We start from the raw sequence: 14,187 nt of genomic DNA on the forward strand, positions 1-14,187 counted from the left end.
AGGTAATTTTGGGCAAAAAATAACCCCTACCAAGTAAGGTAGGGGCTTCATAATTACATAATGAAGCAATATCCGTAGTCAGCAACTACATCAATTGTGGATTCAAGGTCGTTACGGTACAATACATAAAGTTTCGATGGGACTGTACGGAATTGCCATGTCTCAATGAAGGAAGGGAGGTCTGATTTATCGCTCCGTCTTGCTAAGATTCTACCGTTGAGGTCTTTGTCAGCACTTCTTCTGATAGTAATTGTAGCCTTCAGGTCAGCCTTTTCAGTCCTCTTTACGGTGATTGTACAATCTAGTAAGTCACTCTTTTCCAAGACTTCAAGACGCATAGGGATTTCAGAGAAACCACTTCTGCGTACAGTGATTTTGGAATTAAGGACCTTCCACTGGATAGTGTTGATGCTACCTCCAATGTCACTGTTGTCTCTTCTCCGTACCGTAATCTTGCAGGTCTTTTCGGACATGCTTAAACGCCTTACGGCTAGTTGCGAGTTCAGGTCAGAACTGAAGAGAACGTAAATGCTGGAATCATGGTCAGCATCAGCAACAGGAATAATGAATACCTTGCCTGTCATTTTATTTAATGCAGGTACACCTAACGTAGTCGGCAGGTCTTCGCTCTTTCTGTAGACGATGCTTGCGTTCGCAGGAAGGTCACTCTTCCCTTTAGCCCGTACTTTCAGGCTAGAAGGAATGTTGTACTCAGCGTTCAGTACAATTTGGATGCTTCCCACGATATCAGATGCAGGTGAGATTTCAATACTTCCGTCAAGGTCGGTCTGTCCAACAGGGATGAAGTCAACGTGACCTGTCATCGTGTTGTCGAATCGTACACCAATTCTCGAAGGGATCGTATATCTCATTACAGGGACAATGACGGACACTAGGTCACTAACTCCGTGTCTAACGACCGTCAGGCTACCGCCCAGATCGTGGTCTGCCCAATTCCTTACTCCGATAGTTCCGACGAACTGTGACCATTCTTGTACTTGCAGAGTAGTTGGAATCTCAGAGATGAAACGATTCTTTACTCCGATTGTACCTTTCAGGTCTTTGTTTCCGTAAGCAGGTACGGCGATTACCGAAGCCAAGTTACCCGATATTACTTGAATGCTCGAAGGAATCATGCTTGCCCCTACTACATCTAGGGTCGCAACGATTTCATTCATGTACTTAACGAATATCTTAGAACCTAAGTCTTTGCTATCCTTGAACATTACGTTAATGGTTGACCGTAGGTCTTTGTTAAGCACTACGTTAACTACGCCCGCAAGTTCAGGTCTGCTTACAATCAAGCCGCCGCCAAGGGATTGCTCTGCATCGACTTTGACCTTAACAATAGAAGTAACGTCTGAGCGGTCAGTGACTTTAATGCTTGACTGAAGTACGTCCCTACTTACCGTAATACTCGACGCTAGTTCACCTTGACCGAATGCGTTGACCGTAATAGAAGCGTCAATGTCGGCAGGGAGAGTAACTTCAAGGCTAGAAGGTAAATCAGGTCTGCTTACTTCGAGAGTCACAGGCAGGAACTCGAACCAAGTCGGATTGACAGTTAGTTTCGATGGCAGTACTTCCGCATTGGATACGTAAAGCGTACTGCCCAAGCTGTAACCTACTACGACGAGCGCAGAAGGGATTTCAGCTTGCCCTACACCCATTACCATTACTTCAGAGTAAATGTCTCTGTTGACCCCTACGTTGACCGTAACGCTTCCGTCTATGCCCTCTTCCACGTTGTGACGAACTGTGATGCTGGAAGGCAGGTCACCATTCTCAGAAGGTTTGGCTGTTATCGAGCCGCCCAAGTTCGGTCTGGAAACCGTTACCTGAGTGGTTAAGTCTTCAGCATTCTCCCCACGAACCGTAAAGCGCAATTCGATATCGTTGTGCGGGAGGACAGTCAGGGATGCAGGTCTCTCTTTTACATTGACTACCAGCCAAGAGAAGAAGTCTTGCTCCGTCCAAACTTTTACGCCGACCGTCGAAGGAAGGTCTACTCTGTTTTTAACGTAGAAGCTGATTGGTAGGTCAGGCTTGCTTACTGACATTCTGCCGTCAACCTTACTAAGAGACTTGTTAGATACTCCCAAGCTAGACGGGATATCAAGTTGGTCACGGTACATGGCAGTGATACTCGAAAGCATATCAGGTCTGCTCACGTTAGCTACGCCTGTAAACTCATTGTTACGAGTTACCTCAAGGGATGCAGGAATGCCTACTTCCAACCAAGCTGGTTTTCTAACTCTAATCCTAGACGACAAGTTCTTACGGGAAGGTACTCGAACGCTAGAGTCGATATTAGAACGTCCAAAACTCCATACAGCAGGGTCAAAGTATGTGACCACTAACTGAGGGGCTAGGCTTGCTTCTTTGGAGAAGAAGTACTCGTAGTTAGGTTCGGATTCTTCAGCCGCCACCAAGTAGAAGTCAACTAAGTTGTTTACTACTGTATACTGCTGTTCAATGAAGTCTGTCACATCGAATGTTACGTGTCCGTCTACAGTGTTTACCGTGTAGGAGTTGGAGATTTCAGTCCCAATGTTCGGACGGTTGTCCCATGTCACGCCTGTTTCCGACCAGCTTCCGTCTACTGCGAACAGCTTCAGATTCTTAGTCGGTACTTGACCGTAAACCATACGGAGTTCAACCTTGTCGATATCATAGCTTGCTTTCAGGCTAGAGATATCAAATCCTAACAGGGAGCGAAGCACCTTGTCCTTGTAACTACCTACTGCGAAAGTTGTCTCTTCACCGTAGTTGAGAGTCGGAACGTCTTCCCTTACATAAGCGTCTTTGACAGTATCCAGAATAACCTCTTCACGGATTGGTAAAGTGATATCCACAATACCTGTCATTTTGTTCGTAGATGTGACTCCCATGATACTAAGGAGGTCTCTAGCCCCGCCCTTCGCTACGTCGATTTCGGATTCGAGGTCGCTGTGAACACGAATCTTAGCAAGGATTTTAGAAGGGATTTCGCTTTGTGCAGGGTACATGACTTTGATTTTACTGTTCAGGTCTGTGCGACTTGGGACAATAAAGCTACCCGCTAGGTCATCGTGCCACAAAATGAACATGCTAGAATCAATACCGGACTGTGCTTCTCTACGGACGGAGATTCTACCGTTCAGGTTTCTTACAATCCAAACATTGACCTTACCTGTCAGTTCTTCTTTTTCGGTTCTCTTTACCGTAATCTTAGATTCTATGGACTTTTCAAAGAACTGGCGTACTGTAATACTTCCGTCAATCGTGTCGTATTGGACAACTTCGATGGCAGAGTCAACGTCACTTGCCATACGCACCCTAACGGTAAACTCACCGTCAATATCGACGTTCCCGTAGGCAGGGACTTCAATCCTGCTAAACAGGTATCCAGAGTTTACTTGAATGCTGGACGGCAACATACTTGCCCCTACAATGTCCATCTCACCCAAGATGTCTTTTCTGAACGGTACGATGATTTTGGATTTAAGTTCTTTAATAACGGTACGTCTGACTGTGATACTTCCTGTGATATCGCTGTGGATAATCGGGAAGATTAACCCTTTCAAGTCAGGTCTGGATACTGCCGCCTGTCCTGTTAGTTCACTTCTGTCAGCCCGTCTTGCTGTAACTGTGCCATCCAAATCACTGCGGAATCTGACGTAAACTGAAGAGTTAAGGTCAGGTCTGGATACCGTCAGGCTAGATTCCTTTGTGCTGTCGTTCGTGTGCCTTACAGAGATGCTACCCTTGTAGTCGATGTAAGGGTTGACCTCAATCGTGCCGAGTAACTGGTACTGGTTGGCAACGATGCTTGAAACAATGTCAGTGTCTTCGCCGCCCCTTGCAATCATCACAGAGTCTAGGTCACTACGATTCAGGACTTCAATCGTACCAAGTTTATTACGCTCACTTACAATGAACTGCGCTGTCAGGTCTTCGTCCACTGTACGCACTACCTTGATTGTACCAACTTTGTCGATGTACGGTCTTACGTAGACGGTGGCAGGACGCTCTTTAACGGTTACAATTGCCCACCCGTAAAGGTTGTCGTCACCCCATACTCGAACACCTAGCTTCGACGGAGTGTCTTTTCTGTTGGCTACGTAAAGAGTCTGTTTCAGGTTTGGTCTGGATACCGTAATACTACAGTTCTCAAGGTCGTTCAGTTCTGCTTCTCGTACCGCCACTTTGGAAGTAAGGTCGCTCCAAGTCCCTCCTCTGACGATACCTTTACCTTGCAGGTTTGGTCTGGAAATCATCAAACGGGAAGGAAGGTTCTCGAACCGATTGCCTGAAGGTGTGACCGTTATTTTCGAGGACATGTCGTTCTTATCGGATTTCTTGAACACATTAATTTTGGACGACCAATCCTTTGTACGTGGGTACATTACCAAGATGCTTGTATCAATTCCAGAACGTCCAGTGCTTCGGATTACTTCATCAAAGTAAGTGTATTCGATGGACGGTGCTAAAGATACACCTGCGTCCATTGAGAAGAACTGAGACGATTCGTCAGCTTCGTTTACCGCCCGAACGTAGAAGTCTACGATGTTTTTACCTTCAAGCTTAGCTTTCAGGATGTATTCGGTGATATCGAAGGTGATGAAACCTTTCTCAACGTCTGCTGTAAAGTCTCCTTGGCTTACTACATCGCCCGCATTGGGTTGGTTGTTCCAAGTTACTCCTAACTCTGCCCAATCACCTGTTACGGCTCTTAGTTCAAGTGGGTACGTTGGAGTACGCCCGATGGAATGCTTAAGCTTCAATGTGACTTTTTCAATCTTGTAGTCATTGGACATGCCCAAGATATTCGTGATATCAAAACCTACAAGGCTTCGGAATATCTCTGTACGAGCGGCACTGTACCCTGCGACCAACGTCTGTTCTCCGCCATAGTTCAGCTTAGGGTACGTTTCACGAATAAATGCGTCTCGTTTCGCAGTTAGTGTGTCTGTAACTCTCGTAGGCTGTTGAATGTCTACGATTGCGGTCATCTTATTGGAAGGAGTTACACCCAAGGTCATCGGAAGGTCAGAGACTTGCTTTACGTTCACCTCAGAGGTTACGTCACTATCCCCCGTTCCCCAAATGTCAGTTTGGCCTGTCATCGAGTTCCGTAAGCGTACACCAATTCTGCCGTCAATAGTGGACTCGCTGATACCCATTGCGAAAATACTGCCGCCAATTTCCTCTGTTCCCTGACCGAAGATATCGACCGTGCCTTCCATTGAGTTCAACTCTCGAACGGCAATCTTAGATTTAAGGTAGCTGTCACTCATCCTCTTGATGCTTATTTTCGAGTCGAGGTCAGCTTCCCTCACACCCCATATAAACGACGTACCGTCCATGGTGTTGTTCTCAGTTACGGAAATCTTAGAAGGTAGATAGGAATGACTGGGCACGGCTAATATACTCTCTAGGTCACCATCCCTTACGCCCCATATAAACGATGTACCGTCCATGGTGTTATTCTCAGTTACGGAAATCTTAGAAGGTAGATAGGAATGACTAGGTACTGCTAATGTACTCTCCAGGCTAGAGCTTACGACAGGCTGTATAACCCCTGCTATCTCACTGCTACCGCTCTCACTGACTGTAAAAAAGGCACTAAATTCATTCCGGTAAGGTACGTTAAGTGAAGACGTAACGTCGGATACCTGCTTGACGTTTATAAAACTTGCTAAGTTACTTACGGGGATTATACCTTCCCATGTATCGCCACTCAAACCGCTACTATCCATTACATCAATAGTGATGGAATTAATAAGGGAAGTGTATTTATTCTCAGGTACAGTGTATGAAAAACTGTAAGGCGTTGTTTGCAGTTTGCTCCAATCCATTTCTACCACACCATTAACAGAAATCCTGTATTTGGAGTTACCATTAGCGGGGTCTGTTACTAAGCCACTTACGTTACCTTCGTTGTCTGTTGTCGATGACACAGCAGGTGGGAGTTTCAGGAATGTAAGAACTGCCTTACCGCTAGCTAAGTTACTTCCTGTTGTTGATGTACTGCCAAAAAGCGTAAGGTCAATGTAGTTCCGGCCACCTGCACCGCCACCTCCGCCACCGCCTGATGCGGCGTACCAGTCTCCGGGAGTAGCAGAAGCACCGCCACCTCCACCTGCACCACCGCCGCCATCATAATCAGTCGCACCGCTGTTTCCAACCGAACCTGTACCGCCCTTGCCGTTGTAGTAGGATTCAGAACCACCGATACCGCCAGAACCGCCACCATGAGGAAATACGCCACTTGCTCCGCCTGAACCTGCTAAACCTCTGTATGATATGCTACCGCCGACTCCGTTTGCCCCACCAGAGCCGGCATTACCTCCCGAGCCGCCAGTACCACCTGCTGCAGTTCCTCCATTGTGTCCTGCCGATCCTCCGTTACCTCCACGCCCGCCACCGCCACCTGCGGCAATTATGATGGAACTTCCTCTTTTGACATAAGTGCCGCCTGCTCCGTTAGTACCGCTACTCCCGGAACTAGAAGTACCGCCATTAGATTTACCCGAGCCGCCACTACCGCCGCTACCACCATTAGATTGACCGCCTACTGTAATAGCTAATACTTCACCTTTGGTGAGGTTTATTTCCCCTTTTACGTAGCCGCCGCTCCCGCCATTCGTACTACCTGCTCCGCTTAACTCTATTAGATAGCGTCCGCCATTAGGTACTGTCCAAGATGACGTAGAAGTGGACGTAAAATTAAATTTATCACCGACGACTGCCAAATTTTATCACATCCGTTCCCATTGTATTGAGAAGTTACCTGCCCATTGTATTGAGACATAGAAAAGCCCTTACCACCAATATAAGATAGTAAGGGCTATTCCTAGCTTTTTCTTGGGTCAGCTTTGACTAGGATATCGAACATACCGCCCCACATCGCCTGTCGATTAGTCGCTATGCGAACATAGAAACTAATCTTTGCATTGTGGTCTAATTGCTCTACGTAGACAAGCTGAGGACGTGGCTCGAAGGGAGCATCTAGCTTACTCACTTCGGCCTTGGCATTGATTCCATCGAGTTCTCTTTGGTCAACCCACAGCCTGACATTCTCTACAGGGTAGCCTAGAGTGTTCTTTACGAATACCCTCTCTGCCGCTGTCGTCTGCCCCGCCACCATAGTCCCGAAGTCAAGGTACTTTAGCACATCTCCGAAGTCGTCTGAATAGAACGACTCTGCCGCATCGCAGAACAACAGCCCTGAATACACACCCATGAAGATCATATCCCTCGAATTCGAGCCGCCCAATTCATCCAACGTTTCAATGCGGACAGTGTTGTTCTTGCCCTTATTTACTTTCGTTTTCGGGATGACGTACTGGATTGTCAATGGTACAGGATTGTAGCCCGTGTATCCATTCTCAGGGTAAAGCTGTGCTCCGTTCAGGAGGATTCGATACTGCACCTTATCTGAGTCGGGATCTGTGACCTGAGCGTTGATAAAGTTACCAAGAACTGTGCCTGTGATTGTAGGTGCAGTGTTTGTCTTGATGATTATCTGCGTCCACGTGGTTAGTGAGCCTAAGTCGTCCTGCACTTCAATCTTGAGAGTGTTCGCCCCCACGTTGAAGTCTGCGTTGTTGATTACTAGCCCAATGTCAACAGGTGGAGGGGTTAGTTCTGTGAATCCTGTAATCGGATACTTCTGTATGTTATTCAGTAGCACACGGTACTGTACTCTATCCCCTTCAGGGTCGGATACTGTACCGCCAATCATGACGTTATCTTTGTGAATCTGAGCCGCAGATAATTCAGGAGAAGCTACAGGGGCAACATTAGTCTTCGTTGTAGTCCAAGCAATGGAGTCTGTAAGCCCTTGTGAGTCCTGCACCTCTAACATTACCATGTTACTTCCGAGATTAAAGTACGTATGCGATAAATCCTTAGTAAGAATGAAGTCCGTCAACTGCGAAGAAGTCCATCCAGATGAAGGGAATCTCTGTGTACCGTTAACCAAAACCCGATACGACACCAGGTCATTGGCTATATGTCCGATGGTAGTAACAAGCTGACAGTCTTCCTTATGAAATGACGGTGTGATACTTGAGTCTGAGAAAGTGAATGAAACCTCACCGCCGCCCATAAGCCTACGAACGTCACTAGCTACATTCTGCCAAGCCACTACACCTGTGCTACTGTTGTTGTTCGTAGCAGTTCCCAACATACCGTAATAGTTGTACCCTACGCCCCTTACTTTACCATCGTTGTCCAGTACAAGAGTATAGTAGTAACCCATAGCTACTTGCCTAACGTTGGTTGTGGCAAGCCTTGGAGTGTAGTTTATACTTCCAGATACATACCCCATCCCTAACTGCGCATAGTCATCGTTTCCGAATGTGTACAGCTTTGAATCGTTTGTTATCACGCCTGAGAAGTAGCCGCCGCAGACGACAGAGCGGCAGTTATCCATAATCTTGTGCGGAACTCCATAGAAGTTGTTTGTACCATTTCCTAGACTTCTACCTGTCTGCCCGTGGTAGTTATACCCCGTACCCCACACAGAACCGTCAGTTTTCAGGAATAGCGAGTGGTATATGCCGCCATCTGCCTGTCGAACGTCATCCATTACAAATGTGAACGAAAGCTTATTGCTTGAGTTATTAATCCCCAAACCACCGTACCCATTGTACCCTGTTGCGTATAGCTTATTTTGTTGGTTTATGATAAACGAGTGGGTGTATCCTGCCCCTACCCTCCGAATACCCGTTGCGACCTTCTGAGGGGTGTATGTGTCTGAAGTACCACCATTGCCTAACTCCCCGTGAGCGTTGTACCCGAATGTGTGTACATCACCGTTGTTCTTTAGGGCAACGGTGTGCAGGTAGCCACAAGCGACTTCTTTAACATCTGACATGACCTTTACAGGCGTATAATTAGAGTTATTGTTCCTCCAACCTCTGGCATCCCCTAACTGCCCATAGTAACCGTATCCGAACGTATACAAGTCGCCGTTCATTAGAAGTACTGCTGTATGGTAGTACCCTTCAGCGACCATCTTCACGTTGGACAGTGAAGTTAATCTTGTCTGCGTAGGGTAGACGGAAGAACTACTGAATCCTAGCTGACCGTGGCTGTTATACCCGAAGGTATAAACATCACCGTTGTTCTTGATATACGATGAATGGAAAGCCGACTGTGTACTCATTATTTAACCTCCCATGACTTCCTATTAAGCAGGGTCTCCTACGACTCTGACATCGAAGAAGCCGCCGCCAATGGCTTTTCTTGAAGTGCTTATTCTTACGTAAAACGTAGCTTGTTCACTGTGCTCAAGAGAACCTAATTCCAGCATATGCGTTGGTGTGAACGGTTTGTCTGTCAGGCTCAACTGCACTTCTTCGTCTACGGGGTCTAAGTCCTTCTGTGCCGTGGTCAGTATAATATTCTTGACCTTGTACCCTACCGTATTCTTTAGGAATATCTTGAAAGTACCTGAGGTGTTACCCGCCACGACAGTACCGACTTCAAGATAACGAAGAACCTCTCCGATATCGGTAGAGTAGAATTGGTTACTCTCAGAGACAAACATCAGCCCTGCGTATTCAATCAAAGGATTAGTCACCCAACTAGACGTGACTCCCATGTCGTCTTCCATGACAATCTTTACCTCATGCACGTTACCCAAAATAATTGATTCTTTTGGCAGTCTATACTGGACATTGATTGGTGTTGGGAGGTATTGAGTCATTGTCCCAAGTGTAGGAGGGTGCACTTGATTCCCGTTCACTAGAATCTTGTACCTTACAGCATCTCCGTCACGGTCAGTAATATTGGCATATAACATCTGCCCCCTGACCGATGCTTCTTCAGCTTTGGCTTCTGCGTTGAACTTCTTGATCGTAAAGGATTTTGTCACAGTAGAGCCAAACTCATCCACGACATTGACCGTTACTGAGTTGTCTCCAATAGAGAGTCTGCTGTTCCTAATGGTGTGGACATAAGTGTAAGGAGTCTTGAGGTTTTCTGTGAACCCTGACTCTGGATATTCAGCCGCCCCGTTTATCAAAATCCGGAACTTTGTCATATCCCTCTCAGCGTCAAACACAGCAACCTCCAGGGTCACATTTTCCTTGTGGCAAGTCAGAGTCGAAGCCGTCAGGTTAAGGTTAGTATCTGTGTTTACCTTGGCGATGTTTAATACAAAAACAGAAATGCTCCCGCTAGAATCAAGTGCTTCTACGGTCACGGTGTTGATTCCGATTTCTAAATCTTTGTTCATTAGTAGATGATTTACTGCGATTGGAGAAGGCAGTGTAGTTACCGATACCTTTTCCACACCATTCACGAAGACTTTATAAGACATTGGCTTATTGTCGATATGGGATATACTACCTGTAAGAGTATAGTCTTGCCTAGCCACAGTAGCAGGAGTTACCTTCATGTCGTTGAAATATGGCTTCCTGTTTCCAATTTTCAGTTGGGTCAGAGCGTACTGGTAGCCGTTAGCCGTTACAAACGTTTCCCCGTCATAGTTATAACTTGAAGCGTTGAAGTAGCTGTTAACGTTATTTGCAATCGGGTAGGCATTAGCTAAATGCCCATCTCTAACACCAAATGCTCCTACGTGCGCCCCTGTTGAGGTAGGAAGAAACACATAGTCATCTGTCACCGCAAAGCTACCTAGATTGTTTGGGTAATACCAAGGAATATCTGTAACGAACTCAGGTACAACATTGTTCATATCGAGTTTAATCCTGTACAGCTTGGCGATACTCCCCGCAGATTGGTAGTTAGCTAATACGTATGCGTACCCGTCATTTGTCTGCTTATTGAAGGCAAACTTTACGCCCGCCCAACTATTTAACGTATCGCCACTAGCTACCTTATTAGCGATGGTATACGACTTAACAAGGGAAACACTCCAAGACATGCCGCTCTTATTGATTAGGTACTTGTGCATCGTGAACGGGTCTTCATTATGGACGGCGTAGATGTGTCCATTAAAGGGATTGTAATCAAAGCAGTCAGGGTGAGATGTGGTTTGTTGCCACCCCGTTACTTGGTAAGACCTTACGCTCTGAACAGCGCCACGGATGTTGGTAGCCCTAGTCATATGCCAGATATCATTACCGCCGTGACCCGTATCCCCGATCACGTCCAGCGTATTGTCAATCTGAACCAATTGCATATTGTACGTATACCAAGCAGGGATACTCCCCACACTTTTTATAGAGCTGTCAAACCCCTTGCTTAGAACGTCTCCGTAGAACTCCACTTGCTGAATCGTTTGGTCTTTACTTGCCCCCTTCCTAACAAGGGTTACACTCTTTCCATACCAATTACCATTTAACGTAGTGTAAGTCCCTGTAATAGTGATGTTGTCCGCTACCCTGAGGTTATCTATATATATGGAAGTATTATACATAGGGAAGTTTACGTGAGACCTGAACTTCAGTTGAGTAAACCTAATTGGCGTGTCCCACTGGAACATGAAACCTGCGTACAGGTCTCCGTTGTCGTCAAACGGGTAAGAGGTACTTCCAGTCATTAAAGCGGTAGGATTCCACCCACTGTACCCACTGGCAAATGCATAGTCGTACTGAGGGGCAACATTCTCAATAGAATCCGTGTACCATTGCCCGATAATTCCATTACCTGCGGGCAGTCCTTCTGGCGTGGTCATTGCTAACGAGACTTCTGCCGCAGATAACTTTCTGTTCCAAATACGAAAATTGCGTATATAGCCATTAAACAAGTAACCACCACTTGCCCCAAAGCCACCAATCCAAGCAACATTAGTGACTGAACGGTTAGCGTTGGATGCGTTTCGGTTGGATATGACTTGCTTCACTCCGTCGATGTATAGTTCCACGTTCGTTGGGTCGGGTACTCCATTGTAGAATACTCCCGCTACGTGTACCCATCTGTTGGCCAGGGAAGCGCTAGGGATTCCCAATACATCGCTGTTGTTTGTGTTAAATCCAAAACCGCCACCAGAAAAATAGAGGTCATAGTTACTCCAGCCAAACGGCATAACGCCTTCTACTCCACGCCAGTACATCCAAAATTCAACTGTGTTTTGCGCCCCCGCCGCCAGGTTAACCCCTGTCGCATCAATCTGGACACGTTGACCTTTTAGATTAGCCATTATATTGACCTCTCTTCCTACAGGGCATTGCCTGTCACTTTAATCTTGAAGTTGCCGCCGCCAACCGCATCATCGTTCATAGTCAATCGAACGTAAAACTTCAGTGTGTCTCCTGTGTCGTATGAGTCAGGGTAAAGAAGCTCACTCTCAGGAGAAAACGGTGCATTACTTCGGCTTATTTCAACTTTCTCTGATACAGGATCAAGGTCTCCTTGAATGGGTGTCAGCTTAATGTTCTTCACAGGATATCCCAAGGTGTTCTCTACAGTAATTTCATAGATTCCTGACTGCTCTCTTGCGTAAAGAACTCCAACGTTCAGGTACTTAAGAAGAGTACCGAAGTCGGTCGTGTAGAAGTTACTTTCCGTGTCTTTAAACATCAATCCGCTGTACCCTAGTGCTCCTGTGCTTGCCCACATGTCTGTGTCGCCCGCCGAATCAACCACCTCCACAACAACCGTGTTGGATTGATTAGTGATTACTTCTTTCTTGGGTAATGTGTACATAATTGACGTTGGAGAAGGGAAGGGAATGGAGTACCCTGATTCTGGAAGCACCTGCTTCCCATTCAGTAACACTCTGAATCTTACTTGGTCTCCGTCAGGGTCATTAAAGTCCATGTATAGCGTGTTACCTTTCATGACTACATCGACTACTGGCTTCTTGTTAAGTTTTGTGATTGTGCTTTGACCGGACACTACGGTAGTGTTGGTCTTAAAGTTATCTTTCACTTCAATCTTGACTTCGTTAGCACCCATGTTTAATTGGTCAGACCTGAACGAACGTCTGACAATAAGCGGGGAGTTGTACCCCGATACTGTCCAATCGTCCAGAGGAACGTCGTTCAATAGAACCCTGTAAGTCATTAAGTCTGTTGGTTCATCCGTCACTATGGCTTCAAAAACAACGTTCTCTTTGTGGGTAGTGGCACTGGATACGGAAGTCACTATACTAGGCTGGTCATTGGTTACGGTGATAGTAAATACCTTTCTGTTTATGCCGCCGTAGTTATCCTTCAACTCTAAGGTGAATGGGTTCCCCCCAATGTTCATGAGTGAGATTGGAACTGTCACACTATTATTAGTCACTGGAAGTGGTAGTAAAGGTGCAAAGGGATTTAGCTCAGTCCCGTTTATTAAGGCACGGAACGTCGCAGAAGTGGTACTTCCCCTTGAGTCACTAGTAATATCGAACATTATGGCAAGGTCGTTCGCGTGAGCCGTAGTAGGGATGAGTGTATTAGCCACGTCTAGAGTCGTGAGGAATAGTGTCTTGAGTGTAGTCCCGAAGGTAAAGTAGTAAGCTATGCCGGGTTGTGTAGGGTTAGGCTGAATACATCCCACAGCCCCGTTTATTGCTGTTACTCCGAACGAGGGTAGGTTGGAGTATGTCATCTTGCTTCCTACGAGTGCCCCTGTATTCACATCAAAGCAACCAAGGAGACCATCGGTTTCGTTTGAGCCTGAACCCCAATAAGCCTTGTCTCCCGCAACGTACAGACCGCTCCCTGTATAGCTTGAGTCTAACGAGTAACCGCTACCTGCGATGGTGCATGTTCTTACCATAGCCGCTGTCTTGTTGTTTAAGTCCCACTTATAAAGACCATAATCGTTCCTGTTCCAGAACCATACGTACTGCCCGCCATCCCAACCACCACGACCATAACTAGCCATAGATGTGGGGGCGTTGTACTGAACACGGTTAACAACTGTTTGGTCACTCTGTCTAATAGTCCACATAAACAAAAGGTTGTGGCTACTCGACCACCCAACAATGTAGTCCTGACCAACCTCGGTGAATACGGCGTATCCGTAAGGGACAGAACTTCCATTTCTACAGATGTACGAAATATAACTGTCATCGCTGACCCAATTTCGGCTTCTGACATATGAACCGATAGTCCCGTCAGAGTTTTTATTGTAAACATATACAGTGTTCAAGTTTTGGTATGCAACGTATATGTATTTATCTCCAACCATAACGTCAGCAATGTTCCCCACAAGTGTTTGGGAATCAGCCTGACCTGTAAAAGCTAAGTCACCAATTTGATATGGCATGAACGTTCCTCCTTATATAAAAAAAGACTG

General features: G+C 46.3%; 6 protein-coding genes. All 6 read right to left on the reverse strand.

Going from position 1 to position 14,187, the window contains the following annotated elements:
- Nucleotides 1-53: 53 nt before the first annotated feature.
- Nucleotides 54-5,279 carry a DNRLRE domain-containing protein gene (locus BMW94_RS15850; RefSeq protein WP_175480723.1) on the reverse strand — a complete coding sequence of 1,742 codons (5,226 nt, stop codon included), beginning with the start codon at nucleotides 5,277-5,279 and terminating at the stop codon, nucleotides 54-56.
- A gap of 707 nt (nucleotides 5,280-5,986) precedes the next feature.
- Complete coding sequence (locus BMW94_RS31150; protein ID WP_302848002.1) at nucleotides 5,987-6,112, reverse strand: hypothetical protein; 126 nt, start codon at nucleotides 6,110-6,112, stop codon at nucleotides 5,987-5,989.
- Nucleotides 6,113-6,271: 159 nt separating this feature from the next.
- Nucleotides 6,272-6,424 (reverse strand): hypothetical protein, encoded by a 153-nt coding sequence (locus tag BMW94_RS30530; RefSeq protein WP_175480724.1) that lies wholly within the window; start codon nucleotides 6,422-6,424, stop codon nucleotides 6,272-6,274.
- Between the two features lie 414 nt (nucleotides 6,425-6,838).
- Nucleotides 6,839-9,157: an RCC1 domain-containing protein gene (locus BMW94_RS15860; RefSeq protein WP_090999827.1), complete on the reverse strand. Its 2,319-nt coding sequence runs from the start codon at nucleotides 9,155-9,157 to the stop codon at nucleotides 6,839-6,841.
- A gap of 24 nt (nucleotides 9,158-9,181) precedes the next feature.
- Nucleotides 9,182-12,100, reverse strand: coding sequence for a LamG domain-containing protein (locus tag BMW94_RS15865; protein WP_090999829.1), 2,919 nt, complete (start codon nucleotides 12,098-12,100; stop codon nucleotides 9,182-9,184).
- A gap of 17 nt (nucleotides 12,101-12,117) precedes the next feature.
- Nucleotides 12,118-14,157, reverse strand: coding sequence for a hypothetical protein (locus tag BMW94_RS15870; RefSeq protein WP_090999831.1), 2,040 nt, complete (start codon nucleotides 14,155-14,157; stop codon nucleotides 12,118-12,120).
- Between the last annotated feature and the right edge of the window lie 30 nt (nucleotides 14,158-14,187).

Source organism: Paenibacillus sp. OK003, assembly GCF_900109515.1.
Classification (GTDB): domain Bacteria; phylum Bacillota; class Bacilli; order Paenibacillales; family Paenibacillaceae; genus Paenibacillus; species Paenibacillus marchantiae.